This is a genomic window from Actinacidiphila acididurans, from assembly GCF_016918855.1.
GTDB lineage: Bacteria > Actinomycetota > Actinomycetes > Streptomycetales > Streptomycetaceae > Actinacidiphila > Actinacidiphila acididurans.
Map to the genome: position 1 here is coordinate 143,532 of NZ_JADKYB010000010.1, position 26,107 is coordinate 169,638.

The following is a 26,107-nucleotide window of genomic DNA, read 5'->3' on the forward strand; positions in this document are numbered from 1 at the left end:
CACGGAAGCCCTCGCCGTCTCAGCGCTCGTGCAGCAGGGAGACGATTTCGTCCACCGTTGCGGTCTCGGCGATCTTGGGGAAGATCCGCTCGACGCTGTGGCGGTGGACGGCCTCGTCCGGGTCGCTCACCGCGTCGGCGGCCACCACGACGTGGTAGCCGTGGTCGCGGCCCGAGCGTGCGGTGGACTCGACACCGGAGCCGGTCGCCACTCCCGCGAGGACGAGCTGGGTGACGCCCAGGTCGCGCAGGTGAGTGTCCAGGCCGGTGTCGTGAAAGGCGCTGACGCGCCGCTTGGTCACCCGGATGTCGGTGGGCGCGGCGTCGAGTTCGTCGATCAGCTCGGCGAAGTCGGGCGGCAACGGCCGGCCGGCTCCGGCCGGAGGGAACTCGGTGCGCCCGGCGGGGCCGCCCGTGACGTTCACCAGCACAACGGGCAGGCCGCGCTGCCGGAAAGCCCCCGCCAGACGAGAGGCGCCTTCGATGACACTCGCCGGGGCCAGGCCGGCGAGGCCTTTCTGCAGGTCGATGACGACCAGGGCGCAGGTGGGATCGATGGTGCTGACGGTCATGGTTCCTCTTTTCGGAGTGGGGCACGGGGCCGGCAGACGACGCCGGGCGGCGCCGAGGGCGATGACGCGGACGCGGGAGGAGCGGCCGCCCGCGGCGCACCGGTTGGCCGGGCGCCGGGGGCGGGGCCGCGCCCGCCCCCGGCTGCGGCAGGCATCTGGCGCCGTAACCCCCGCTGGCGCCGCGAATAGCGCGGAGACGGGCGTCCGTCCGCACTATGACAACCTAGCCTTGCAAGCCTGATATTGCCAAGCTTGCATTGCAAGATTAGGCTTCTATTCATGGAGCGAGCGAAGGCGTACGAGGTCGCGGCGGCGATGCTGATGAGCGTCAGCCTGCTGAAGCGGCGTATCCGGGACGGCGCGGGCGAGGCGGCTCTCACCAGCCCTGAGCTGCGGGTCCTCTCCCGGCTCAATCGCGACGGCCCGGCGACGACGGCCGATCTGGCGCGGCAGGAGCAGATCACCCCGCAGGCGATGGGCGCCACCGTGGCCCTGCTGGAACAGCGCGGTTTCGTGGCCCGCTCGCCCGATCCGCAGCACGGGCGCCGCATGCTGCTGGCCCCGACGAAGGAGGGTGAGCAGGCGCTGCGCTCGGGCAGCAGCGCCATCGCCGACCGGTTCACCGACTCCCTGCTGGCCGCCTTCGACGACGAGGAGATCGAGGCGCTGCGCGCCGCGGCCCCGCTGATCGAGCGGTGGGCCGAGCAGATGTGAGGAGCCCGCCCCGCCCGGCGTCCGCGCCGGGGCCGGAACCATCCATCACGGCGACAGGCCCACGCAGGGGTCACGGTCGCCGGACAGGGAGATGTACCCATGGACATAGCAGTCATCGCCGACGTTCCCGCGAGCGAGAAGCCAAAGGACGACAGGCCAGGAGCCCGTCCCGCGTCCGACACCGAGCACAAGTCCCTGCTCGGCGACGTCGGCAAGGACGACATGAGGTTCAGGTTCGTACGGAACCAGGAGAGCCTCGACGGCGGCACGGCCGCCCGCTACCCGCGGCACCACCACGGGTTCCAGCAGATCCGGTGGACGGAGTTCGGCGCCGTCAACTACGCGCCTGGCCAGGACATCGTCGCAGGCGACATCGCCTACTTCCCGAAGGGCGCCTACTACGGCCCCCAGATGAAGGAGCACGGCGCGCAACTGCTCCTCCAGTACGGCTTCGGCAACGACTACCCGGTCGGCGGCAAGGACTGGGCCGCCAAGTACAAGGAGGCCACCGAAAGGCTCCGGCTCAAGGGCGAGTTCAGGGACGGCCAGTACATCGACACCGATCCGCAGACGGGGCAGCAGCGGGTGCGTGACGGCGTGGAGGCCCTCCACGACGAGTACGCCGGAAAGAGGCTGGTGATCCCGCCCGAGGCCTACAGCGCCCCGATCCTGATGCACCCGGCGGCCTTCGCCTACTACCAGGTCGAACCCGGCGTGGAGGTCAAGCACCTCGGCCGGTACTTCGACTACTCCGGGCCCAACGCCGACGTGCGCATGTCGGTCCTGCGCCTGTCCGGCCGGGGGGTTTTCGCCCTCGGAGCCGACCGGGCCCAGGTCGCCTGGTCCGTGGGGCCCGGGATGACCATCGGAGGACGGACGTATCCCGAGCTGACCTGCCTGTACAGCCCGCGCGAGGAGCAGGTCCCGCTCGCCTGCCGCCACGACGGCCCGGTCGAGGTCTTCGTCGTGGAACTTCCCCGGCTGGACTAGGCCAATTCCCGACAGTCCGGTCAGGGCCACGAGGGGGCCGCGCGCTCCGTTTCCACCGACAGCCAGGGAAGAAGGCGACGCCCATGAGTGCCACCGCAGACCGCCCGGCGGACCCGCCGCCGCAGACCGCGCTGACCCACCGGCAGGTCCTCACGATCCTGTCCGGACTGGTCCTGGGCATGTTCCTGGCCGCGCTGGACCAGACGATCGTCTCCACGGCGATCAAGACGATCGGCAACGACCTCAACGGGCTGTCCGCGCAGGCGTGGGTCACCACCGCGTTCCTGATCACCTCGACGATCGCCGCGCCGCTGTTCGGCAAGCTCTCGGACATCTACGGCCGCAAGCGGCTGTTCATGCTCTCGATCGTGATCTTCGTGATCGGGTCGGCCCTGTGCGGCCTGTCCCAGTCCATGTACGAACTGGCCGCGTTCCGCGCGTTCCAGGGCATCGGCGCCGGCGGCATCATGCCGCTCGCCCTGGCCGTGATCGGCGACATCATCCCGCCCCGCGAGCGTGCCCGCTACCAGGGCTACATGATGGCCGTATTCGCCAGCGCCTCCGTCCTCGGCCCGGTGCTCGGCGGCCTACTGTCCGGCACTGACAGCTTCCTGGGCGCCGCGGGCTGGCGCTGGATCTTCTACATCAACGTCCCCGTCGCCGCCTTCGCCCTGGTCGTCGTCGCCAAGGTCCTCCGCCTGGACCACGTCCGCAGCGAGCGGCGCATCGACTGGTGGGGCGCGGCGCTGCTGGCGGTCGCACTGGTGCCGCTGCTGGTCGTGGCCGAACAGGGGCAGAGCTGGGGCTGGGCCTCGGCCGGCTCCTTCGCCTGTTACGTGACCGGTGCGGCCGGTCTCGCCCTGTTCGTACAGGTCCAGCAGCGGATGGGCGAGGACGCGCTGCTGCCGCTGCGGCTGTTCCGCAGCAGCACCTTCTCCGTCGCGGCGGGGCAGATCACCATCGTCGGCATGGCGATGTTCGGCGGCCTCTCGGTGATCCCCCTCTACCTGCAGATCGTCAAGGGCGCCTCGCCGACCAGGTCCGGGCTGCTGCTGCTCCCGCTGATCGCCGGACTGATGCTGGCCTCCCTCGGCTCGGGCCAGTTCATCGCCCGCACCGGCCGCTACAAGATCCTCCCGGTGACCGGGTCGGTCCTCATGGTCATCGGCATGGGCCTGATGGTCACGATCGGCGCCGACACCGCCCTGTGGCGGACCGACCTCTACATGGGGGCCTTCGGCATCGGCCTGGGGCTGAACATCCAGAGCCTGGTGCTGGCCATGCAGAACGCCGTACCCGCCAAGGACATGGGCGTCGCATCGGCCGCGTCGACGTTCTTCCGCTCCATCGGCGGAACCCTGGGCACCGCGGTCTTCCTGTCCCTCCTGTTCTCCCGGGCCGGCTCGACGATCGGCCACGAGTACGCCAAGGCGGCCGCTGCCCCGGCGTTCGTCGCCGCGGGCCAGGCCCACCCCGGTCAGCTCGCCCTGCTGCACCGGCACGCGGTTGGCGGGTTGGACGACACGTCGTTCCTGAACGGCCTCGCCAAGCCGCTGAGCCACCCCTTCCTCGTCGGCTTCTCCGACGCCGGCGACGTGGTGTTCGCGGTCGTCGCCATCCTGCTGCTGGCAGCCGTCGTGCTCTCCACCCGCCTGAAAGAAGTGCCGCTGCGGACGCTCTCGGGCGACCAGGCCCGCGCCCAGGCGGACAGCGCCGCCGACCCGCCGGGCGGCTCCGGCACGGCAGCGCACGCAGCCGCTGCGGGCGACGAGGCCCCCATACCGGACAGTTGGCGCTCCGCCCCGTGAGCAGGCGCAGTAACGGCCGAAAGCGGTGCGGCGGCCTCGAGTTCCCCGGTGGAGTTCCTGCTTCGGCCCTCTGGGCCGACTTGCTCGCGCGCAGCGAGCACTTCACCACCGACTACCCGTTCGCCGCGCTCGTCGTCTTCCGCCAGTCCCTGCCCATCCCCGCCGTCCTGGACCCCGCCGTCGGAACGAGACCTATCACCGGGACGAGCACCGCGTGCAGGTTCTGCACACCGCTGTGCTGATCTACCCGTTCGGCGCGGGTTGCGTCCTGCGACGCAACCCGGGTGAGCCGACGCGGCGGTCGTGCCCGCAGGTGGCACCTGCGCTGGTTCGCCCTCAGCCGCCAGCCGGGCCGACGATTCGCTTCCTACTTCGGCAGCTTGGGGTATTGCCACCTGTGGAGATCGCGTTCACGCCGGTGCTCTGAGTTGCTGTATGCGGGGTGATGGACCGGTACGCCGGAAGGGATGTCCGACGTAGGCCTCTCGTTCAGTCCGTCGTGTTCGTCGCTTCGTGAGCTGCTTCGCAGTCGCAAGCTCCCTCGTGGCCGGGTTCGCGTCGGCAGAAGAACCAGTAGGGCAAGCCGGTCAGGTGGGGCGGATGGAACCGCCGGTCACAGTAGTTTTCACTCCAGTAGTCAGTCCTTCGCTTCGCCATCAGGCCATGCTTCTCATGGGTTTTGGACGGGCACCGGACGCAACGCCCTTGTCCGAAGGATGCCAGGTCGAAACGCTCACTCCTGCCGCGTTGAGCGTGCGAGGGCCGGCGCAACGGCAGTTACGGCGAGCACGGCTCGCCAGGGCTGCCGGGCCGGACTCAGCATGCGTCTGTGGCCGCCCGGGGTGAGGCTGGGTGTATGGAGCAGGTCATCGTGCCGGACCGGCACCCGGCGGGCCGGGGCGGGAGCCGTGCCGCCGCGTGACAAGGCCGGGCGAGACCACGGCAACAAGGACCAGGTGGCCGACAGCGCCCCGGTCGACGTCCAGGCCGTCGCCGACGAGCTCTACACAGCCCCACCCGGCGGCTTCACCGCGCTGCGGGACGAGAAGGCCGCAGACGCCCGGCGGGCCGGCGACCGGGACGCTGCCCGCGCCATCGCGGCCCTGCGCAAACCCTCCCTGTCGGCATGGGCGAGCAACCTCCTCGTGCGCCGCCGGCCGGACGACAGCCGCGCGTTCCTCGAGCTGGGAGAAGCCCTGCGCCAGGCCCACGGGGAACTCGATGCCGAGCGGATGCGGGAGCTGTCGGGGCAGCAGTGGCGCGTCATCTCCGCGCTGTCCCGCCAGGCGACCCGCCTGGCCGCCGACACCGGCCACCCCCTGAGCCAGACCGTGCAGCGGGAAGTGGAGAGCACGCTGCGCACGGTGGTCGCCGACCCCGACGCCGCCCAGCAATGGGCCACCGGCACTCTCACCACCCCGCTCACACCTCCCTCGGCCTTCACCCCCACCGGCGGCGGCCGTACGGGCGCCGCTCCCGCGCCAGCCCCATCACCGGCCGGTCCCGCGCCAGGCCGGGACCGGCGGCGCCGCCGTCCGGACGAGCACGAGGACGAGCTCGCCGCGCGACGCCACCGCCAGCATGAGGCGGAGCTGGAGCGCGCCCGCCAGGCCCTCACCGACGCCGGAGCCCAGGTCCACGAGCGGCAAGTCGCCCAACGCGAGGCCAGGAAGGCGCATGACCGGGCTCGCGCCGCCCGCGAACGCGCCGATCGAAAAGTCCGCGAGCTGCACGAACAAGTGCGCCAGGCCGAAGACGATGCCGAGTCCGCGACCTGGCAGGATCACGAGGCCGAGGACGAGCTGCACGCCGCCGACCAGGCCCTCGCCCGCGCCGAAGCGGACCTGCAAGAAGCCCGTCAGGACGTCGAGCGCATGAGCGCATCAGCAACATGAGGCCGTAGCCGCCTCGCTCCTCGCGGCGGCCGGCTGTGGCGATCCCACCCCGGGCTGCCGCTGCAGGCGCTCGTGTCTGCGCTCCAGGGCGCCGGACAACGGCAGTGCCACCGTGCTTTCCCCAGGGCGCGGAGTGAAGCAGGATGCGCAGCCGCGACCGCCGCCCGGCCATCGTGGGGCTCGGACGAGCAAGGGCGGCGGCGTTGTCCTTGCGCATGCCGGCCACGACAGCGGCAGTGCGGGCGGCAGTCCGGGCAATGCATTCCCGGCTGTACTCCAGACCGCAGGATCGGTGTCCAGGGCGCATTCCCGATCAGGTCGCCCTGTCCCGCGCCGCGCCACGGCCACTGGACAGCCGCCAGAGGCCCGGGCGCCCTGCCATGAACAGGGCGGGCGGACGGCCCCGAACACCCAGCACAGCCGCCTGCCTGTCCGTCACGGCCATGCGACGCCAACTCACCCGGAAGCATGGGCCGCTTCATCCTGCCGTGTGGTTTCCCGCTCGGACCGGGAACCCGCGATGCTCCGCGGCCGGTAGACGACGGGCATGCCATCCGTGATCCGTACCGCGCTCGCCGGCCTGCTGGCCTGCGCCGCCGTGACCGTGACCGCCCCCGCCCACGCCGCCGACCCCCCGGCACAGCACAGCGTCGCCCTCCACCAGGCCGTAGCGACACTTCCGTTGGCCGCCGAGGACCGCACCGGCTACAACCGCGAATCGAGCTTCGGCGGCTGGATCGACGCCGACCACAACGGCTGCAACACCAGGGCCGAGGTTCTGCTGGAGGAAGCCGTCACCGCGCCGACCGTGGCCGGCACCTGCACCCTGACCGGCGGGTCCTGGAACTCCTGGTACGACGACACCACCGTGACCGGCGCCCGCGCCCTCGACATCGACCACCTGGTCCCGCTCGCCGAAGCCTGGGACTCCGGCGCCTCCCGCTGGACCAAGGCCCATCGGGTCGCCTACGCCAACTACCTCGCCGACCCGCGCCACCTCGTCGCCGTCACCGCCCGCTCCAACCGGAGCAAAGCCGATCAGGACCCCGCCACCTGGATGCCGCCCTCCCCCGACGCCACCTGCCGCTACACCGCCGACTGGCTCAGCGTGAAACTCACCTGGGGCCTGTCGGTCGACCCGGCCGAACGAGACGCCCTGACCCGCCTCGCCGACGGCTGCCCCGACCAGGACATCGTCTACACCCCCGCACCGGCCCACACCAGCCAGGCAGCCGTCACCGCACAGCCCCGGGACCAGATCCAGTGCCCCCGCGGATACGTGTGCATCTACCCCGACATCAACTACGGCGGCCAGCCCTACGTCAAACGCGCCGTCGACGGCAGCGTCAGGCACCTGCCCGACTACATCCGCGGCCACGGCAGCTCCATCATCAACAACAGCAGCCGCACCGCACGGGTCTACCAGAAGGACAACTACTTCGGCCGCCACGTGTGCGTCGGCCGCGACGGAGGCACCATCCACGACCTGCGCTCCTACGGCATGAACGACACCACCCACTCCCTGCGAAACAACGACACCCCCTGCGGCGCGTAGCCCCCACCAGGCCGCCCGGGACAGCCCGCGCCCGGGTGACCCCCTCGCAACGTAGGTGGCGGACATCGGTCCAGGGTTCGCCTTGTTCTGCGGGCGGGCGGTGCCGACCGGGACGGTGATCGGCGGGTCCGTCGGGATCGGGGCGGGTCAGCGTTTGATGCGGCCGCGGACGGCGAGGGCTGCGAGGCCGAGGAGGACGGGTTCGGTGAAGCGCGAGGCCATTTCGGTGTAGGTGCCGGCGGTGGTGAGGTCCTGGCCGGAGGAGCGGAAGATCACGCTGTTGACGACGACGCGCAGGCTCTTCTCGAACCGGTCGCTCGTCAGGCGCTTCCTGACCGACCCTGCGGGATTCGCCGGGTCCGGGCTGTGGGTGGTCAACGTGATGTGCTGGCCGGTGATGGTGCCGGTGGTACGGGAGGGTGTGCCGTCCTTGGGCAGCCCCCACAGCATCATCACCAGCACGGTGAACGTGACGGCGGCCAGGAGCCAGCCGAGAGCGCGCGCGGCGCGCAGGCCATAGCCCGACAGGGCCCAGTAGGCGGTGAGCAGCCCGCGCTCCGCACGGTCGGTGCCGGGGTCCGCACGGCGCATTTCCATCTCGCCGTAGTAGAAGTCCGCGGCACCGGGCTCGTTGCTGGAGTCCTCGTAGGACTTTCGCAGCGCCCGGTAGACGGCCGCCAGCGCCCCTGGCTGAACCACGTCGACACCGGGCGGAGCCGCCAGCCATCCCGGAGCGGCATCGGGCCTGGTGTGGCGCCAGTGCTGCTCCTCGGCCAGCGTGCTGCGGTGCGTGTGACGCACCGGCAGCCAGCCATGGCGGTGGACGCCCATCGGGGCCGTGCGGAACTGGCTGCGGCCCTCCAGGCGCAACTGGTCCAGGTGGATCGTGCCGGAGAACAGGCAGCTGGACAGGTCGAGGTCGGTGAGTACCAGGTGCGCGGCGTCCACGCCTCGCAATGACGTCACGCGGGCCTGCTCCGGCAGACCGGCCAGCACGCTCTCGTCCAGCGTCGTTCCCGCACGCGCGGTGAAGGGACGCTGGCGGTCGGCAACGGCCAACGGGTACTCGAAGACCGCGTCGCTCAGGTCGGCTTCGGCGTAACGGAGCCAGAGCGTGGCCGTTTCCGACCACCGGGTCCGTCGGCACACCAGACGCCTCGCGGCCACCTCCACGGTGACCGGAGCCCCGAAGGAGGCGGCAGACAGATCCAGCACACCCCCGCAGACCAGCGGCCCCAAGGACGAAGCCCGCTCGAACGACGCCGAAATGAACGAGGCTTCCCCGATGAAGGTGGCCGAGTCGAACCAGGCATCCTTGGCGAAGACGGCCGAGCCGAACCGCGCTTGCCCGGTGATCGTGGCCGAGTCGAACTGGGCATCCTGGGTAAAGGTGGCCGAGTCGAACCAGGCATTCGTGAAGGTTGCCAAATAGAACAGGGCGGTCCCGGCGAAGGTGGTCGAGTCGAACAGGGCGGTCCCGGCGAAGGTGGTCGAGTCGAACAGGGCATCCCCGTTGAAGGTGGCCGAGCCGAACCAGGCGGTCCCGGCGAAGGTTGCCGAGTTGAACCGGGCATCCCGCGTGAAGGTGGCCGAGCCGAACGAGGCATCCCCGGTGAAGATCGCCGAGCCGAACCAGGCGGTCCCGGCGAAGGTTGCCGAGTTGAACCGGGCATCCCGCGTGAAGGTGGCCGAGCCGAACGAGGCATCCCCGGTGAAGATCGCCGAGTCGAACTGGGCGGTGCCGATCCTCGCGAGGCTCGTAGTGGGATCGGTGAGCCGGGAGAGGATCTGGTCGAGCAAGGCTTGCGCGATGGTGGTACCCCGTAGGTCCAGGTCGTCCCCCGGGGACAGGGACGTCAGGTAGGCGTGCTGCTCCGCGGGGGCGGCGTGGGTGAGGCACCGAACTGAGCCGGGGACGGTGATACCACGGCACCCGACCGGGTCGCTCGCGGATGCACCATCGCCGCAGTGGGCCCACGAAAGGGGCGGGGCGGTAGCCATGTCCCGGTGTTAGCGCACCTCCAGTGGCCGGAACGGGCCTTCCTCCCATCCGTTACAGCATTGGCGCGAGGCCGGGAGAACACCCCCGTGCTATCCGGAGACGCGCTATTCCGTCGGTGGCTCGACCCCTGCCGCGCGTCCCGGCGGCCCCAGGCCGAGCTGCCCGGACCCCGGCATGCGCCCGGGGCCGGCCGGGGCGAGGCTGGGGGTATGGAGCAGGTCACCGTGCCGGAGGGGCACCCGGCGGGCCGGGGCGGGAGCCATGCCGCCGCGTGACAAGACCGGGCGAGGCCGTGAGAGCAAGGACCGGGCGGCCGACACCCCGGTCGACGTCCAGACCGTCACCGACGACCTCTACACCGCCCCACCCGGCGACTTCACCGCGCTGCGGGACGAAAAGGCCGCGGTCGCCCGGCGGGCCGGCGACCGGGACGCCGCCCGCGCCATCGCCGCCCTGCGTCGGCCGACGCTGTCCGCCTGGGCCTGCAACCTCCTGGTCCGCCGCCGACCGGACGAGACCCGCGCGTTCCTCGAGCTCGGTGAAGCCCTGCGCCAAACCCACGGGGAGCTGTCCGGACAGCAGTGGCGCGTCATCACCGCCCTGTCCCGCCAGGCCACCCGCCTGGCCGCCGACGCCGGCCACCGCCTCAGCCAGACCGTGCTGCGGGAAGTGGAGAGCACACTGCGCGCGGTGATCGCCGACCCCGACGCCGCACGGCAGTGGGCCACCGGCACCCTGGCCGCACCCCTCACGCCGCCCGCCAGCTTCACCCCCGCCAGCGGTGCCCGTGAGGTCGCCGCTCCTGTCCCCGCCCCGCCACCGGCCGGCCGCGGCCGGGACGAGCACGAGGACGAACTCGCCGAACGCCGTCGGCGGCAGCATCAGGCGGAGCTGGAGCGCGCCCGCCAGGCCCTCACCGACGCCAGCAACCGCGTACGCCAGCAGCAGGCCGACCAGCGCGAGGCGAAGAAGGCGTACGACCGGGCCCACGACGCCCGCGAACGCGCCGAAGCGAAAGCCCGCGAGCTGCACGAACAGCTCCGTCAGGCCGAGGACGAGGCCGAACACGTCACCTGGACCGAACACGAAACAGAAGACGAACTCCACACCGCCGACCAGGCCCTCGCCCGCGCCGAAGCCGACCTGCAACAAGCCCGCCAGAACGTCGAACGCCTCAGCAAGGCCGTCACCTGACCACGCTGCCGCTTCCCAGGCCCCCGAGCAGCCCGTCGAACACGGGAAGGCGCCCCGGTCCACGACGCTGGCAGAACCTCCCCCGCCTCGGCCTCCCCCGCCACCCGGGGCGGAACACCGCTCAGACGGCGCCCTCCGGATCTTCCCGCGAGTGCGTCCGCATCTCGTGCTCGAGCTCGAAGCTCGACGTGAGGCCGGCCGCGTCCACGATCCGGCGCCGTTCCTGACCGGCAGCCACCGCCGCGGCATGCAGCCTGGCGAACTCGTCGTTCTCCTCCTGTGTCCACGGCCGCAGGACGGGCCGCTCCCCGCGCTCGGCCGGCGGCTGGGCGCTCGCCTTCCGCGCGGCGTCCACCTCCATGCGGTACGCCTCCACACGGGCCCAGGCCGCGTCCGCGGCCCGCTGAGCATCCAGCACTTCGGGCTTACTGTGCAGGTCAAGGGGGTCTTTATGGGTATCGGGCATGCCCGGCAGCATACGAACCACCACTGACAATCGAACACAGAGCCGGTAGTAGCCGCCGGGGCGGTGCCCTGTTCCCGGGCTTGGCGCGGCGCGGAGTTGGGCAGTGTGTCGGCGCCGCATGCCCGAAGGAGTTCCTGTGCGCCGTACTGTCCGCCTCGTTCCGTTCGCCGCTGCAACGCTGCTACTCGCGGCCTGCAACCCCCACACCGTGACGGGGACCAGCAGCCCTTCGGGGGCTGCGGCGCCGCCGGCCCGCACCACCACCGGCGGACCCGCCCAAACGGGCGGTGGGCCGATCCCACTCGGGCCCGGACCGCAGGCCACCTACCGTGTGCAGCCACAGCCCGCGGCCGGGTCGTGCCACTACCGGTACGAGCAGGGCGAACCGCTCCCCGACACAGCGTGCACCCCAGGCGCCCGCAATCCCGCGGTCACGCAGGCAACGATCAAGACGACCATCTGCAGGTCGGGCTACACCGCCACGATCCGGCCCCCGGCCTCGATCACCGGCGCCGAGAAGAAGCTCAGCGAAAAGGCCTACGGCACCGCGAGCAGCCCCAGCGTCACCGAGTACGACCACCTGCTCAGCCTCGAGGATGGCGGCGACCCCAACGACCCCCGCAACTTGTGGCCGGAGCCTCCCGACCCCGGTCACACCCACGGCATCAACAACCTCAAAGACCCCGTCGAAACCAAACTCAAGACCGCCGTCTGCGACGGGAAAGTCACACTGGCCGCCGCCCAGCAGGCACTCGTGCAGGACTGGACGACCGCCCTGGACCGTCTCGGTCTCGAATAACCCGCCCGCAGAACATCGAGCGTAGGCGTACACCGCAGCCCAGACCGAGACCAGCCTCCCGGGCGCGGCCGGTTGCCGCCCGTGCCCGCTTCGCCCCAGACCCGGCCCGGGTCAGCTCGACTCAGCACGCCGAGTTGCCTCGACGTTTCGACCGGGGCCAGCCCGGAGCGTGCCCCGCAGCACGAACTGCCGCCCCGACCGGCCTGTCAACGCCTCTGCGTAGGGAGGTAAGGCCGGCAACTCCCGGAGCAGCACGGCTACGGAGCGTCGCCCAAGCGGGGGAAGTACGGTACGAGCATGCCGTAGATCGTTTAGGGGACGCCTCTCAGAGGCACCCGGAGTGGTCGATGGTTTCCAGATTGACCAGGAGGTCGCCTGTGTGCACATTTAGGAAGGACTGGCTGCTGTGCCAGCCTTTGAGTTGGCGGTCGATGTCCACGGCGTAATAGTCGTTACCCACACCAATCCAGCCGTCAGCGTGCCACCCAGCGGCCCGAACGGTCCGCAGGATCTTTTCGCGCACGGACTCAGTGTTCGCCACCGTATAGTGGATTTCCACGTACGGCGCATCCTCGAACCTGCAGACCTTGTAACGATGGAGTGTCTTGTGAGGCCCGAGGACCCGGTCGAGCGCCGGGATGATGGGGTCCGCCTGCAATTGTTCGAGCCGTGCGTCGATTTGCTCGTCCTGGCGGTGTTTGTGTATCTCATGGACCGAAAGTCCAGTCGCCGCCACTACCGCGACGGCGGCCGCGACCACGTACCCGAACCTTCGTCGCTTGAAAACCATCCGCATGCCCCGCATCCCTCCCCCAAGAATCCGGCCCGCCCGGACAAACGGGCGGGCCGGACATCTGCTGTTTACCAAGGGGCCGCCACCTGTCGGGCGGTGGCCGGTCAGTAGTAGCCGTACCGGATACAGACCTTGTACTGGCTGGCAATGTATTTTGGTACCCCGACGCGGCTATCGTAGCAAGCGTACAGGAGCGCGTACTGCACGACGGTATTGGCGAAGACCCCGCCGTGCCTGGAATAGTGGAAGGTACTCTTCATCCAGGAGCCTATGTCCGCCCCCAACTGGTTGTTGTGGTAAGCCATTTTCTTCGCCGAGGACGGATTGCCCGGGTAATCTTCGTGTCGTCGCCCTGCCGCCAGCGCGGAACCCGGGCCGATGTCCCAGCTGAGCAGTGTCATCCACAGGATGTGCTGGAATGCGTCGGCGTAGCTGCGGCCCATCGACTTGAGCGTCACGTGGAACACTCGCAGGGCCGTCGAGCGGGCCGCGTGGGCGTCGCTCAGGATGATGTCGCAAACTCGCCAGCGCGAAGGCCACCGACACCATTTCCGTTCGGCATGGGTGGAATTGTTGTTCTCGCTCTCGGAGTAGGTGCCGGTCGTATCGCTGCAGTTCACGGGATCGGAAGAGCAGTAGCTGTACGCATTGCCGCTGCCGCCGTCCACCGGGTCGATGGAGGTGAAGGCGCCGGCGAGTGGGTCGTAGAGGCGGACACCCATGAGGATCAGCCCGGTGGGCGTGTCGGCCCGCCGCTCGGCGGTACCGAGCCAGCCGAACCGGGAGGTGTTGGCGGTGTTGCCGAACTCGTCGTAGAAGGCGGCACTGATCGCGCCGGATGAGAGGTCCACCGTGGTGGCAATGTCCCCGTGGAGGTTTGCGAACTGGAGCGAGGTGCTGCTGCCGGTGACGGCGGCGAGGCCGCCGGACAGGTCGTCCACGTAGCGGGTGACGCCGCCGCTGGGGTCCTGGGTCCAGGCCGGGCTGTCGCTGTCGCCGTCGTAGTGGTTGACGGTGGTGCCCTGATCGGTCCAGGTCGAGCCGCCGTCGGTGCTGGTCTGGTTGTCAGTGCTCGCCAAGCGCTGGGCCGCGTCGAGGTACCAGATCTGCTTGGCCGTGGCGGTGGTCTCGGACCGGGGGAGGTTGTTGGCGTAGTACGCGAGCGAGGCGCCGGGGGCCGTGACGGCGTTGCCGAACGCGTCGTAAGTGTAGCCGGCGTCGGTGAAACGGTCGGCGCTGTCGTAACCGTGATTCACGGTGGTGGTGGTCGTGGTGTCGGCTGTCGCGTCGGCGCAGTCGGTGGCGCTGCGGCCGGTGCTCAGCCCGGTGCGGTCGAAGCGCGCCGCCGATGCGAAGGTGTAGGAGCGGGTGGTGCACGAGTCGCCGGTGTCGTCCTGCGCCCGGGTCAGCCGGCCGGAGACGTCGTACTGGAAGCCGGTCGTGAGCGTCGTGCCGTTGTTTTCGACGTGGTCGGTCTGTTGACCGGTGACGGCGAGGTCAGCCTGGTCGTACAGGACGACCTCGCCGGAGGCGTCGGTGTAGGTCCTGCCGGTCTGCTGGCCGTCGGTGTCGATGGTCCGTGTCAGGGTGTAGCCGCCGGGCAGTTTCTCCCCGAGGAGGTTGCCGTCGGCGTCGTAGCCGGTGGCGGTGAAGGTCCCTGCGACGGAGTCGGTGATCGACAGGGTCCGGCCGGTGGTGGGGTCGTAGGTCCAGGTTGTGGTTCCGGGTGCCGAGTCGGCCGAGGTGACGGGGCGGTCCTGTGCGTCGTAACCGGTGGTGGACGAGTTGCCGTTGCCGTCGGTGTAGGAGACCTGACGGCCGAGGGCGTCGTAGTGCTTGGTGATGGTCTGGGTGCCGTTGGACTGGGTGGCGACCTGGCCGGTCGACGGGTCGTAGGTCTGGTCCGCCTCGGCGAGGGCTGTTCCGGTGGTGCTGGTCACCTGGACCGACTTCTCCCGTTCCGCGGGGTCGTACGCGGTGGTGACGGTCCGGGTCTGCCCGTTGGCGGTGTCGGTTTCGGAAATGGTGTTGCCGTACCGGTCGTAGGTGAAGGACTTGACGGGCAGTTCGCCAGGGTTGGCGCCGCCGGTGGCGGGCGCTGCCGGGCTGGTCTGGCAGATCCACCCGTCCCACTCGGGGCGGCCCTGGCAGCTTCCGGTGCCGGTGGCTGACCAGTAGAGGGTGTCGGTGGTGTTGGTGGCGTCCTGGTCCGGCTGGGTCTCGGTGAGCTGGTTGCCGTTGTCGTCGTAGGTGTAGGCGGCGGTCAGATCGAGCCCGTCCGGGTCGTCCACGTCCTTGAGCAGGTTGCCGGTGTCCCAGTCATAGACGCTCACCGTCCGCAGCGAATCACCGTCCGACGGATAACCCTCGACTGCGGCCCCGCTGGTCCGGGAGGTCGGCATGTCCGAGACCGCGGCGTCGGAGGGGCGGCCCTCATCGTAGTTCTGCACCGTATGGGCGCGGGCCGCAACGGAGGTGCCGGCGGGAAGCATGCCCAGCGGACCGGTCAGGTCATGGGTCAGGACGACGGTGTGCAGCGGCCCGTAGTCGCCGGTGTCCAGTTCGTCGCCGCTGCTGGCGGAGACGGTGTAGTCGGTCTCGCTGGAGAGCAGGTCGGCACGTTCCGCGGTGCCGTCAGCCTTCGCGAGCCGGTCGGCGAGCAGCGAGTCGCTGCTTGTGGTGGTGCCGAGGGCGAGCGCGCGGTTGTCGGCGGTCAGCTCGCGCACCACGTTACCGTCCGTGTCGTACTCGGTGGTGGTAATGGCCCCGCCGGGCCCGGCTGTGTTCACCGCGCGCCCATTGGCGTCGGAGTAGTCGATCGTGGCCGTGGCGTAGGCGGCAGCGGTGAGCTGGGTGCCGTCGTGGGAAGCGGGTTCGCCGCCGGGCGGGATGATCGCGGTTCCGGAGACGGGGTTGTCCGTCTGGTCCCACGTGCTGGTGGTCGCGCTGTCGAGCGGATAGGGGGCGCCGTCGCCGGAGACGGGAACCTGGTAGACGACCGAGGTGGTGGCTGTGCCGTCGACCGTGTCGGTGGTGCCGGTCGCCAGGGTCGGCCGGGACACGGACAGCAGCATGCCCGGACCGCTGTCGCCGCCGGTGCCGACTTGGCCGTAGGCGAAGGTCCACGGGAGCTGACCCGGCGGGGTCAGCGTACGCAGGTGCCCAGCCGCGTCGTAGGAGTACGCGGTCGCAAGGCCGCTGCGCGGGTCGGTCACGGAGACCAGCTGCCCGCTGGCGTCGTAGAGGTAGGTCGCGAGCACCGAGCTGGTCGCCGCGCCCGCGCCGGGGTCGGTGGCCCACAGCCTGAGCTGTTGCACCTGTCCGGCGAAGTCCCCGGGGGCGGATGCGGTGGCGGTGGTGGCGGGGCCGTAGTCGAACTCCAGGACCCGGCAGCCCTTAGTGGCGGGCTGGGCCGCGCACTGGTCGGCGGACACGGCCCCGGTCGGGGCGATCACGTAGCGGGGTTCGGCGAGGTAGCTGACACCGTCCGCTTGGCGGATCTCGTTGGACACCACGGTGGTGGCCGTCGCCGGACCGCCGCTGACCGTGTAGGAGGTCGTGAGCTGCCAGGTGGACTGACCCGTGTTGGTGCGGGTGAAGGTGTCCCGTTCCCCGTCGGTGGTGACCAGGGCGAACGAGGAGACCACGCCGCCCGACCGAGTGTCGGTGAGGGTGAGGCTCTCCGCGCCGGGCTCCGGCGTCCAGAGGTCACCGGAGGACGTCGAGGAGGCCAGGGTGAAGCCGGTCTCGGTGCCGTCGGCGGCGACCAGGTTCACGGCGTGCGAGTCGGAGGTCGGTTTGACGTAGGACCAGTCGCTGGGGGCGCCGGCGATACCGGAGACCCAGTTCGGCCCGAAGATGGCCAGGTGGCCGCTCTGGTCGGCGCCGTCGAGCGGATAGCGCGAGGACGCGCTGCGCGCTACCGACACCCCGAAGACGGACGCGTCGGTCGCGCTGAGTGTGAAGTCGCCGGTCAGCAGGTTGACTGAGCCGGGGCCGATGTCGCTGCTGGGCGCGTTGTCCGCCTTGCGGTTGATGGTGAAGGTCGCCGCAGGGGTGGTGTAGGTGGTGGAGCCGTTGGTGAACACGGCGCGCACCTGGAGAGACCCGTCGTCGGTGAACGTGGTGGCCGCGGCCCAGGTGAGGTCGTCGGGCTGCTGCGAGGACGCGAACGTCAGCGGCCAGGCCGCGACCGCGCCGCCGTCAGAGGTACGGACATCGGCGGGCGGGACCGGCTGCCAGGTCCCCAGGTCACCCACGCGGTACTGATAAGTGACGCCGGTGAAGCCGCCGTCCTGCTGACCGCTCAGGGTCACGCTGTCGTCGGTCACGTCGCCGGTGACCGGGGAGGCGAGGCTGGCCTGCCCGGCGCCGAAGGAGTAGCTCGTGTCGGCGGAGGTGTTGCCGGCCGCATCCACGCTGTGGACCTTGACAGTGTGCCATCCGGCCTTGAAGGTCAGCGTCTTGGTCACTGCGGTGCCGGTGGTAGCGGCGGTCGTCCAAGATCCGGTGTCGAGTTTGTAGACGACGCCGGTCAGGCCGCTGGCAGGTGGGGTGAAGGTGAACGAGCCGGAGAGGTTGCCGTTGCCGTCCGGGGTACCCGACCACGCCCCTGCGGGGAAGGCGGGGGCGACGATCGACGTGGTGGCCGGTGCCAAGGTGTCGACCGTGAAGGTGTTCCACGCCGGCCAGGTCGTCGAGCCGTCCGTGCCATCGCGGGCCAGGGCCCGCCACTTGTAGCTGCCCTGCGCCAGCGCAGGCGCGGTCCAGGAGCCGGTGGTGCCGGAGGAGACCTGCGGCGAGTCGCCGCTTGCGATCATCGTGGTGCCGGCGGAGTTCCAGATCTCGAAGTGGTAGGTGAGCTTGTCACCGTCCGGGTCGGTGGCCTTGGCCTGCAGCGTGGGCGTGGTGTCCCTGGTGGCCGTGCCCGTCGCAGGGGAGACCAGGGTGGCCTGGCTCGGGTGGGAGTTGTAGTTGACCACCAGCTTCGGCGCATAGCCCGGGGTGGTGTAGTTCGCCGAGCGGAACCGCCGCCAGGTGGTGGGGTCGGTTTCGTCCGCGCTGCGGACCTGGATGCCGTAGTTGGCCGCGCCGTTGGCCCAGTCCTGGACCATCCCGGTCAGCGTCCAGTTCGACCAGTTCGCCGGGCACGAGGCGTCGTACCCCCAGTGGCCGGTGTTGGTGTACATGTTCGTCGTCGTGGTCGACGGCTGCGCACCCCAGGTGAGCGTGGTCGTGTCCAGGGGCGAGGTGACCCGCTTGGCCTGGGTGCCCGGGCCGGTCGTGGCGCAGGTCGCCGAGTAGTACGAGTACAGCGACATCGTCGCGCCCAGGATGTGCTTACCCGCGAACTTCGACACGTCGAACTTCACGTACGAGCGCGCCACGTCCGTACCGGTGTCGTAGGTGCCGGCCTTCAGCTCCTGCGACCCGAGCTGGGAGTCTGGGTAGTCCGGGGTCTGCACCCAGGTGTCGGTGGTGACCGCCAGCGTCGAGGACGGGTCGATCGTGACCGGATACGTCAGATCTTGCGCAAAGAACGCCGGGTCGGGCGTGAGCACCAGCGTCGTGGAGCCGTCGCTGCCGGTTTCGATGCTGGTGGCGACTTCATGCTGGTGCACTGGCTCACCGGAGACCGGGTCCTTGGAGGCGTCCCACATGTGCGGGGCGGCGGCCTCGGCCACCACTGTGCCCGCCGCATCCTTCAGCAGCAGATGCCCCGTGCCCGCGTCCTTCGACAGACTCAGGCCCTTGAGGGTCAGCGGGATCCGGTACGACACCGGCCCCGTCGGGGCCTGGGCGAGTACGACCGACTGCTCGAAGCCCTGCGCCAGCGCCTGCACCGTCAGCGACGCACCGCCGCCCATGTCGTAGGTGGCCGTGCTGCCGTCGACCCTGGGCGCGGGCAGCATGCTCGACCACTGCAGCCCGAACGTCCGCGACCCGTCACTGACCGACGCCAGGTCCTTGTCACCGCCGTCGGAGACCGCCACATCCGCCACGGCCGCCCGCGGCTTCAACGCCGACCCCGCATCCGTCAAGGCGGTGTCGACGTCCTTCCACGAACCATCGCCCTGCTTGACCCGCACCGGGCCCGCGTACGCCTCCGTCGTCAGCGAACCGTCCGCCTCCACAAACGTGGAGGAGTCCGCGGTCCGCTCGTTCAGCACCTCGATCCGCTGGCCCTGCAACCTGGCCATCAGCCGCGCCGACGCCTCATCAGACGCCTCGGCAGGACCATATGACGGGGCCTGTGCCGGCGCCTCGGCCACCACCTGGTACTCCGGGGCAACGGCAACCGCCGCCCCGGCCTCCCCCACCACCGTGGCCGCCGACACCGCCAACCCCAGGGCCACTGCCCCGGACACCCGCCGCAACCATCGCGGAGACCACCTCAACGGTCGTCTCAACCTGCCGCCGGGCAAACCGCGCCCGGAGCCCCCCCACCATCTGACCACGACGAACTCCCTTGGTAGCTCAGAGCAGTTGAGCCTCAACGGCCCAAAACCAAAGGATCTTCACACGAACAACACAGCCAAGACAGCCCGACAAATGATCTCAGCAAATAATTGGTTAACAAAAAGTAATGAATAAATAAGTAAAGTTATCCAATTGCAAAACGCAAGTAGAATGACATATCATCATTAATCCGATGCGCGCATAGGTCAAATGTAACGTAACGGACTCCAAACGCGCCATGGGCATGACGAACAGCACACCACCTCACCGGAACCACTCAGCACCCGGTCATTCCTCGCCTTGTTCTGTGGGGAGCGGGGGGATCCCGAGGGCGACCATCCCGCCGTCCTCGACTCCCGCAGTGAGCTGGGGCACTGGCGCGGGAAAGCGGGCGATGCCGCGGGCGCTGCTGCCGCGTACGCTGAACTGCTCCAGGACCATCTGCGGATCTTCGGACCCGACCATCCCCACACCCTCACCACCCGAGGCGATGTCGCCCGCTGGCAGGGAGAGGCCGGGGACGCGGATGGGGCAGCAACCGCGTGCACCGAACTGCACGCGAGCGCGGCGGCCGTTCGGATGGGGGATGTGCCGCTGGGAAACCCTCCGTTGCCGACCCGCCGGCCCAGGGCTGAGCGAGTCCGGCAGCACCCTCAACCCACTGTCGACGCGCGGCACGGGACCTGCAGCCGAAGCAACTCCCGCGAGCGTCGTGCAGGCGGCCGGCGGAAGTGTGGCCGCCGGATACGTCAAGGAGTTCCACCACCACGAGCACGCTACTACCCAGCTACCGGTGGTCTGGCCCCTTCAGGTGGGGGCGATCCCGCCGGCTCCGGGCGGACGCTGGCCTCGCCGCTGCCCATCGCCTGGGTGACCGCGGATTCCGCCTACGGCCAGGAATGGCGCTTCCGCCGGATGCTGGAGGAAGCCAGCGTCGGCTACGTCCTGGCGATGCCGAAGTCCCAGCACGTCCATGCCGTGGGCCGGATCGACTTCGCTGTCGCCCAGGCGCCCGGCGAGGTGTGGGAACGCCACTCCTGCGGCGACGGAGCAAAGGGCCCGCGCGTCTACGACCGGGCAGCCGCCCGCCTGCCCGCCATCGACGACTTCGACGGCGACACACCCGCCCACCACCGGTGGGTGCTGGCCCGCCGCAGCCTGGCCCCCCGGGACGAGATCGCCTACTACCTGGCCTACGCCCCCGCCAGCACCGCGGTGGCCGAGTTGGTGCGCATCGCCGGCACACGCTGGGCGATCGAGGAAGCCTTCGTGCGACACGAGGTTGCTTGAGCTGAGTGAACTCACCGAGAGGAGGATCTGTTGAAGAGGGTGTAGTTCCGGGCCAGTGCTCAGGGCCTGTCCCCGCCCCGGCGTGCGTTCCTGGTAACGGGAGGGTGTGAAGCCCGGGGGAAAAGCCCAAGGACTCCCGTTCCATCCGGGGGTTACAGGCAAGGGGAATGAGCGGACGGGTGAATGCGAATGAACCCTTGGCTATGCCTCGTAACTTCGAACTCCGCCAGATGGGATGTTTCAGCGGAGTACAGGACTGGCCGTTGGAAAGCGGCAGGCGCCGGCTGGTGAGAAGCAGACAGCCGGGAGAGCACCGCCGTCCCGGGGTAGAGAGGGCACCCACCCCGCTCGTATCTCGCTCAAGCAGAACGTGGAAACCCCGCAAGGGTCCCGGTTGCCCCGCGCACCGGGTAGGCCGACCGCAAGGAACGCTGAATCCCCTGGCGGGAACAGGATGGCCCAAGAAGCGAATGCCGGTTGCCGAAAGGAAGCAGGAATCCGGGACAGTACGACTGGCAACTCCACCGGTCGTCCCGCATAACTGGCCGGATAGGGTCCGGGTGACCCGACCCGCAAGGGTGCTGACGTGGGTCAGGTGAGCCTGCGAAGAGGACAATGACAAAGACGACGGAACTGAAGGGCACGTTAGACGCCACGCCACACGTCGGCGCGGTGAACGGACCGGAAGACGACTTCCTCAACTGGCATGCCATCGATTGGGATGCGGCCGAGGAGAACGTACGCCGTCTGCGCCAGCGGATCTTCGCGGCGTCGCAGGCAGGGGACCTGAAGAGGGTCCGCAATTTGCAGAAGCTGATGCTCCGTAGCCGCAGCAACACGCTGGTCAGCGTGCGACGGGTGACGGAGGTCAATGCTGGCCGCCGGACGGCGGGCGTCGACGGCAGAGTCGTGCTCACGGCCCCAGGAAAGGCCGAACTGGCCACCTGGATCCAGCACGGCTCGGCTTCGCGGAAGCCCCGGCCTGCCCGGCGTGTCTACATTCCGAAGAGCAACGGAAAGCGGCGTCCACTCGGGATTCCCGTCATCGTTGACAGGGTGCTGCAAGCACGGACGGTCAACGCGCTGGAGCCCGAATGGGAGGCCCGTTTCGAGCCCAAGTCCTACGGGTTCAGACCGGGCAGGGGTTGCCAGGACGCGATCCAGGCAATATTCACCGTCGCGCACGGAAAGAGTCCGAAGCGACAGTGGGTTCTGGATGCGGACCTGGCAGCGGCGTTCGACCGCATCAATCACGAGCACCTCGTCACGATGCTGGGCACGTTCCCCGCAAAGGGAATGGCGACCCGATGGCTGAAAGCCGGAGTCATCGAGAAGGAGTGCTTCACCGCCACCGAGGAAGGAACACCTCAAGGAGGCGTGATCAGCCCTCTTCTGCTCAATATTGCTCTCCACGGGATGGAGAAGGCTGCCGGAGTCCGCTACTACACCGGCGGGAGCCATGCCGGTGAGACAATACCGGGCTCGCCGGTGTTGATCAGGTATGCCGACGACTTGCTCGTCTTCGCTCACTCCAGAGTCGAAGCGGAGCAGGCCAAGGCACGACTGGCCACCTGGCTGAAGCCGAGAGGTCTGGTCTTCAACGAGGACAAGACGAACATTGTCCAACTCAACGACGGCTGCGACTTCCTGGGCTTCAACATCCGCCGCTACCGCGGCGGGACGGTGCTACTGATCAAGCCGAGCACGGCAGCCGTGCGACGGATCCGGAAACGGCTGGCCGCCGAAGTCAAGGCTCTGCGAGGAGCCAACGCTGAAGCGGTGATTCACAAGCTCAACCCGATCATCCGGGGATGGGCGGCCTACTACCGGAGCGTGGTGTCCAGTCGGGTCTTCCACGGGCTGGACGCCTACATGTGGAAACTCATCTACAAATGGGCGACCCACACGCACGCGAACAAGCCGAAACGCTGGGTCATCACCCGCTACTTCGGCATGTTCAACAAGGCCAGGCGGGACCGGTGGGTCTTCGGTGACCGCGACAGCGGCCACTACCTCACCAAGTTCTCCTGGACGAAGATCGTCCGGCATCAGATGGTCAAGGGAACAGCGTCCGTCGACGACCCCGCCCTGACCGACTACTGGGCCGAACGACGTCGCAGACGCAGGCCAGCGCCTCGACCTGCCGGCGAGCCTGAAGGGCTTGCTTGAGCCGTGTGCTCGGACAACGGGCCCGCACGGTTCTGAGGGGGGACCGCCGCAGCAATGCGGCGGTCCTACCCGACCAGGCCGCGAAGAACGAGTGCGGCCTGGACCAGTACGAGGTCCGCCGTTACGTCGGTTGGTACCGCCACATCACCCTGGCCATGCTCGCGCACGCCTTCCTGGCCGCGATGGCAGCCCATGCCCTTGAAAGGGGGGCCGGAGAAACGGTTCGAGCGGCCTCGTTCCCCTCACCGTGGCAGAAGTCCGAAGGCTCCTGGACCTTGCCCATCCCCGCGCAGCCCGGCACTCCTCACCCAGACACCAACTCCACTGGTCCAGCTGGCGCCGCCGCCACCAGGCCATCGCCCGACACTGCCACTACCAGCGCCGCACGCAGCCCGATCGGGTGAGTCACGAACCACCACCGACCTGACAACGCGTCAGCCAACTAGGCTCCAAAAGGGCCCTGTGACCAGGACAAATGGAGAACCGCAACTGGAGTACTAGCGGGACCGAACGCAGTAAGTTACCGTCAAAGTACGCTCACGGGCGCTGCGTCCACGGACATCCGGACCTACGGGTCCTCTCCTTATGAGGAGTTTGCGTGCTTACGCTCACACCCATCGAACGCGACATGCACCGCCTTCTGCGTTCCCTTGCGAAGGCCGGCGATCCGGTCGACCCGCTTTCCGCCTGCATCGGCTACAAGGAATTTGTACAGCGCGTTGATCCGCACGGCTTGGACCCCTATACGTCGCGGGGTCAGATGCGCGGACTCTACCCGAAGCTCGGCCACATCAGCGTGTACGAGCACCAGCATGGTCGGCCGCTGCTGTCGGCGCTTGTCATTCGCAAGGCAACCGGCCGACCTGGGTCCGGCTTTGCCGACCTAGCGTCACAGCTCGGCTTCGAAGCCGCCGAGGAGGACGAGTTCTGGAAGCATCAGGTGGCACAGGTCGTGCGCTTTTGGGCCGCTGACGATCCGGTCATGCTGATGGACTCCGCGATGGACCAGGTGCTGAAGGAGCTTGGCTCGATCAGGCGCGCCGTACGCCGACTCACCGCGAGGCCCGGCGAGAAGGGCTGAGACCAGCGGACTGCTTCGCGGGCCGCGTGCCCCGTCTCGGTCCCCTGAGCACCGCTTGACGGTGTGCGCGGTGAGGACCTGCCTCTTGGCAGGCCCTCACCGAGAGAAGAGGCGCGGCATGACTGCCCGCACCGGGAGCGGCAGCGTAGGGCGCAGCGGCCCCGCGGCGGGGTTCAGCCATGAGTGCCGCACAGGGCATTGATGATGATCTGGACGGGATGTCCTTCCTGGATCTGGTGGACGACCCAGCCACCGACGCGGTCGCGCACCTGCACCGGCTGCGCGGCCTGCTGCTGGAACAGCGCGGCCATGCCGCTGCCACGGTGACGGCCATCGACAGGGAATTGGAGGCACTCGTAATGGGAATCAGAACGACGCCGGAGGTACAACTCAAAGTGCTCGGCGCCCCCCGGACCGCCTACGAGCGGAGAGGTCAGCCGGTGCGGCTGACAAAGACGACCAATGCGACCACACTCTGTGCCTAACAGATCATCAGAGGGCGTTCTGAGAGTATTCGGCAAGTGGCGGTGGGGGGCTTGCTCCTGGCGGACGTGCATCGGCGACCACTTCCCACGATGCTGTACGAGGCAGCGTTGCGCGATACTCGTCCTGTGGACTGGTACGGGCAAGCCAGGGCAGCGGAACGGCGCCGGGATTGGGATGAGGCCATCGCGTTGGTAAGCGCCCACGCCGAGTGCTACTCCACCGATCCCTACAGGCACGACAACCATCTGTGGCATATGGATTTGCTCGCCCGTGCGGAACGACTGTCGGAACTCGCAGAGCGCGCTTTCACGGATGTCCACGCACGGCGGAGACTCAACAGGTCGCTTCACGAGCGGGGGATGGAGGCGGCGCAACGCAACCACGCCGAAGACGGTGGTCGTGGTGCTCGGTCGGCTACTGCTTCCTGAAGTTGCCGGTGTCGGCCTCGGTGAGGATTCCGAGTTTGACCAGGCGTTTGAGCTTGGCACGGGTGCCTTCGACGTTCTTGGGCAGCAGTTCGTGGCCGAGGGCTTCGCAGACGTCCTTGGCCCGTAGCGGCCCGGCCGCGTGGTTGAAGGCGGCGAGGATGCGGGGGTAGTCCGGGTGCTCGGGCAGCTCCGGCGTGACGGCCGGGAGCCGGTCGGCGAGGCCGGTGAGGGTCTTGCGGGTGATGGTGAGGTGCTCCAGGTGCGTCTCGGCCTCCCGTAGCCGGGTCTGCAGGTCGTCGATCTGTGCGCGGAGGTCGTCGGCCAGGGCCCGGGCGGCGTCTTCCTGGAGGTCCAGGGCGTCGAGCAGAGGCCGGATGTTCACGCTGCCACCGCTTGCACCGTGCGCCAGGTGGGGGTGTTCGCGCCGGTGAGGCGTCGGGTCATGACGTGGGTCATGGCCCAGTAGACGCGGGAGGCGGAGGAGGAGGGGCGGTGTTCGTAGTCGCGGACCAGGCGCCGGTGCAGTATCAGGATCCCGTAGGTCTGCTCGACCCTCCACCGCTTGGGCTGCGGCACGAACCCCTTGTCCTGCGGGTTGCGTGCGACGATCTCGACGTCGATGCCCAGGCCGGCGCCGTGCGCGACGACCTTGTTCTTGAAGCCCTGGTCGACCAGGGCTTTGCGGACGCTGTGGCCGGTGTGCTCGGCGACCTGGTCCAGCAGGACGATGCCCGCAGTGTTGTCGTAGACGTTCGCGGCCAGGACGACGACCGCGATGACCAGGCCGAGGACGTCCACGGCCAGGCCGCGCTTGCGGCCCGGGACTCGTTTCACCGGATCGTGGCCGGTCGTGGAAGCGGGGACCCCGGCGGCCACATGGAGACTCTGGGTGTCCAGGACCCACCAGGGCCGGGTCCTCTAATCGCCGGGCGCGCTCACGGACCTGGCAGCGCAGGAGTTCATGAATGACCTGGTCGGTCCCGTCGTCCCGCCAGGCGGCGAAGTCGTAGTACGTCGCACTCTTGGGCGGCAGGTCGTGCGGGAGGTAGGCCCACTGGCAGCCGGTCCGCCCCTGGTAGAGGATCGCGTTGACGATCTCCCGCATGTCGTAGGCGCCCTGGTGGCCGCTGACCGAGCGCTGCCGGTCCTTCCACGCGGTGATCACAGGCTCGATCAACGCCCACTGCTCGTCCGATAAGTCACTCGGATACGGCTTGCGTTCACTCATCCGATCACATCACCAGACCAACAACCACGGATCGGCAGAATCCGCCCCACCGCCACACCATCAGGCGACACCAGATCCACCCAAAAGGTCACGAACCGCCCAGTCACAACCCGGGGTACCGCTAACGACCTGTCAGAGTCCTCGCCCCGGTCTCGGCTGGTTCAACGAGCGCCAGGGTG

The 26,107-nt window shown here is 69.1% G+C and carries 18 protein-coding genes and 3 pseudogenes; 13 read left to right on the forward strand and 8 right to left on the reverse strand.

Annotation, left to right across the window (positions count from 1 at the left end):
• Positions 1-19: 19 nt before the first annotated feature.
• The gene (locus ITX44_RS19970) at positions 20-571 is read right to left on the reverse strand and encodes an isochorismatase family protein (RefSeq protein WP_205358657.1); all 552 of its coding nucleotides are present in this window, start codon (positions 569-571) and stop codon (positions 20-22) included.
• A 279-nt stretch (positions 572-850) separates the two neighbouring features.
• Here ITX44_RS19970 and ITX44_RS19975 point away from each other — a divergent pair, with 279 nt between their 5' ends.
• The 6 genes from ITX44_RS19975 (at position 851) to ITX44_RS42685 (ending at position 7,533) form a co-directional block, all read left to right on the forward strand.
• Complete coding sequence (locus tag ITX44_RS19975) at positions 851-1,285, forward strand: MarR family winged helix-turn-helix transcriptional regulator (protein WP_205358658.1); 435 nt, start codon at positions 851-853, stop codon at positions 1,283-1,285.
• 99 nt (positions 1,286-1,384) lie between these two features.
• Entirely contained in the window at positions 1,385-2,275 is an 891-nt protein-coding gene (locus ITX44_RS19980) for a hypothetical protein (RefSeq protein WP_205358659.1), read from the forward strand.
• An 83-nt stretch (positions 2,276-2,358) separates the two neighbouring features.
• The gene (locus tag ITX44_RS19985; protein ID WP_205358660.1) at positions 2,359-4,083 is read left to right on the forward strand and encodes an MDR family MFS transporter; all 1,725 of its coding nucleotides are present in this window, start codon (positions 2,359-2,361) and stop codon (positions 4,081-4,083) included.
• An 80-nt stretch (positions 4,084-4,163) separates the two neighbouring features.
• Positions 4,164-4,325, forward strand: coding sequence for a hypothetical protein (locus ITX44_RS19990; protein ID WP_205358661.1), 162 nt, complete (start codon positions 4,164-4,166; stop codon positions 4,323-4,325).
• A gap of 666 nt (positions 4,326-4,991) precedes the next feature.
• The gene (locus ITX44_RS19995; RefSeq protein ID WP_205358662.1) at positions 4,992-5,978 is read left to right on the forward strand and encodes a hypothetical protein; all 987 of its coding nucleotides are present in this window, start codon (positions 4,992-4,994) and stop codon (positions 5,976-5,978) included.
• Positions 5,979-6,525: 547 nt separating this feature from the next.
• Complete coding sequence (locus tag ITX44_RS42685; RefSeq protein WP_307795386.1) at positions 6,526-7,533, forward strand: peptidase inhibitor family I36 protein; 1,008 nt, start codon at positions 6,526-6,528, stop codon at positions 7,531-7,533.
• A 147-nt stretch (positions 7,534-7,680) separates the two neighbouring features.
• On the opposite strand, the gene ITX44_RS20010 is transcribed toward ITX44_RS42685, so the two are convergent.
• Positions 7,681-9,333, reverse strand: coding sequence for a pentapeptide repeat-containing protein (locus ITX44_RS20010; protein ID WP_307795387.1), 1,653 nt, complete (start codon positions 9,331-9,333; stop codon positions 7,681-7,683).
• Positions 9,334-9,796: 463 nt separating this feature from the next.
• Here ITX44_RS20010 and ITX44_RS20015 point away from each other — a divergent pair, with 463 nt between their 5' ends.
• Positions 9,797-10,729 carry a hypothetical protein gene (locus ITX44_RS20015; protein WP_205358664.1) on the forward strand — a complete coding sequence of 311 codons (933 nt, stop codon included), beginning with the start codon at positions 9,797-9,799 and terminating at the stop codon, positions 10,727-10,729.
• A gap of 121 nt (positions 10,730-10,850) precedes the next feature.
• Here ITX44_RS20015 and ITX44_RS20020 read toward each other — a convergent pair whose 3' ends face one another.
• Positions 10,851-11,195 carry a hypothetical protein gene (locus ITX44_RS20020; RefSeq protein ID WP_205358665.1) on the reverse strand — a complete coding sequence of 115 codons (345 nt, stop codon included), beginning with the start codon at positions 11,193-11,195 and terminating at the stop codon, positions 10,851-10,853.
• Positions 11,196-11,526: 331 nt separating this feature from the next.
• On the opposite strand from ITX44_RS20020, the gene ITX44_RS20025 reads away from it, so the two are divergent.
• Positions 11,527-11,994, forward strand: coding sequence for a hypothetical protein (locus ITX44_RS20025; protein ID WP_307795388.1), 468 nt, complete (start codon positions 11,527-11,529; stop codon positions 11,992-11,994).
• Between the two features lie 325 nt (positions 11,995-12,319).
• On the opposite strand, the gene ITX44_RS20030 is transcribed toward ITX44_RS20025, so the two are convergent.
• The 3 genes from ITX44_RS20030 to ITX44_RS20040 form a co-directional block, all read right to left on the reverse strand.
• Positions 12,320-12,754, reverse strand: coding sequence for a hypothetical protein (locus tag ITX44_RS20030; protein WP_205358667.1), 435 nt, complete (start codon positions 12,752-12,754; stop codon positions 12,320-12,322).
• A gap of 137 nt (positions 12,755-12,891) precedes the next feature.
• A complete protein-coding gene (locus tag ITX44_RS41230) occupies positions 12,892-19,155 on the reverse strand; it encodes a DNRLRE domain-containing protein (protein WP_205358668.1) in 6,264 nt (2,087 codons plus the stop codon).
• A gap of 379 nt (positions 19,156-19,534) precedes the next feature.
• On the reverse strand, positions 19,535-19,711 hold the full coding sequence (locus ITX44_RS20040; protein ID WP_205358669.1) for a hypothetical protein: 177 nt from the start codon (positions 19,709-19,711) through the stop codon (positions 19,535-19,537).
• 372 nt (positions 19,712-20,083) lie between these two features.
• Here ITX44_RS20040 and ITX44_RS20045 point away from each other — a divergent pair.
• The 5 genes and pseudogenes from ITX44_RS20045 to ITX44_RS43065 form a co-directional block, all read left to right on the forward strand.
• Positions 20,084-20,515: pseudogene (locus tag ITX44_RS20045) on the forward strand (transposase); the annotation flags it as partial.
• Positions 20,516-21,151: 636 nt separating this feature from the next.
• Positions 21,152-22,705 carry a group II intron reverse transcriptase/maturase gene (gene ltrA, locus ITX44_RS20050; RefSeq protein ID WP_205358670.1) on the forward strand — a complete coding sequence of 518 codons (1,554 nt, stop codon included), beginning with the start codon at positions 21,152-21,154 and terminating at the stop codon, positions 22,703-22,705.
• A 74-nt stretch (positions 22,706-22,779) separates the two neighbouring features.
• Positions 22,780-22,914: pseudogene (locus ITX44_RS43060) on the forward strand (IS701 family transposase); the annotation flags it as partial.
• A 389-nt stretch (positions 22,915-23,303) separates the two neighbouring features.
• On the forward strand, positions 23,304-23,786 hold the full coding sequence (locus tag ITX44_RS20055) for a hypothetical protein (protein WP_205358671.1): 483 nt from the start codon (positions 23,304-23,306) through the stop codon (positions 23,784-23,786).
• Between the two features lie 179 nt (positions 23,787-23,965).
• Positions 23,966-24,271, forward strand: a complete 306-nt coding sequence (locus ITX44_RS43065) for a hypothetical protein (RefSeq protein WP_372440948.1) — start codon at positions 23,966-23,968, stop codon at positions 24,269-24,271.
• Positions 24,272-24,686: 415 nt separating this feature from the next.
• Here the strand turns inward: ITX44_RS43065 and ITX44_RS20065 are convergent, their stop codons facing one another.
• Both ITX44_RS20065 and ITX44_RS20070 read right to left on the reverse strand, forming a co-directional pair.
• Positions 24,687-25,082, reverse strand: a complete 396-nt coding sequence (locus tag ITX44_RS20065) for a hypothetical protein (protein WP_205358672.1) — start codon at positions 25,080-25,082, stop codon at positions 24,687-24,689.
• A pseudogene (locus ITX44_RS20070) lies at positions 25,079-25,928 on the reverse strand (IS5 family transposase). Before ITX44_RS20070 ends, ITX44_RS20065 begins: the two are co-directional and overlap by 4 nt.
• Between the last annotated feature and the right edge of the window lie 179 nt (positions 25,929-26,107).

What these genes read in the sequence shown, in the direction of transcription:
- ITX44_RS19970 (WP_205358657.1), bottom strand. Translation starts at nt 571, where the DNA reads ATGACCGTCAGCACCATCGATCCCACCTGCGCCCTGGTCGTCATCGAC.
- ITX44_RS19975 (WP_205358658.1), top strand. Translation starts at nt 851, where the DNA reads ATGGAGCGAGCGAAGGCGTACGAGGTCGCGGCGGCGATGCTGATGAGC.
- ITX44_RS19980 (WP_205358659.1), top strand. Translation starts at nt 1,385, where the DNA reads ATGGACATAGCAGTCATCGCCGACGTTCCCGCGAGCGAGAAGCCAAAG.
- ITX44_RS19985 (WP_205358660.1), top strand. Translation starts at nt 2,359, where the DNA reads ATGAGTGCCACCGCAGACCGCCCGGCGGACCCGCCGCCGCAGACCGCG.
- ITX44_RS42685 (WP_307795386.1), top strand. Translation starts at nt 6,526, where the DNA reads ATGCCATCCGTGATCCGTACCGCGCTCGCCGGCCTGCTGGCCTGCGCC.
- ITX44_RS20015 (WP_205358664.1), top strand. Translation starts at nt 9,797, where the DNA reads ATGCCGCCGCGTGACAAGACCGGGCGAGGCCGTGAGAGCAAGGACCGG.
- ITX44_RS20020 (WP_205358665.1), bottom strand. Translation starts at nt 11,195, where the DNA reads ATGCCCGATACCCATAAAGACCCCCTTGACCTGCACAGTAAGCCCGAA.
- ITX44_RS20040 (WP_205358669.1), bottom strand. Translation starts at nt 19,711, where the DNA reads ATGGTCGGGTCCGAAGATCCGCAGATGGTCCTGGAGCAGTTCAGCGTA.
- ltrA (WP_205358670.1), top strand. Translation starts at nt 21,152, where the DNA reads ATGACAAAGACGACGGAACTGAAGGGCACGTTAGACGCCACGCCACAC.
- ITX44_RS43065 (WP_372440948.1), top strand. Translation starts at nt 23,966, where the DNA reads ATGAGTGCCGCACAGGGCATTGATGATGATCTGGACGGGATGTCCTTC.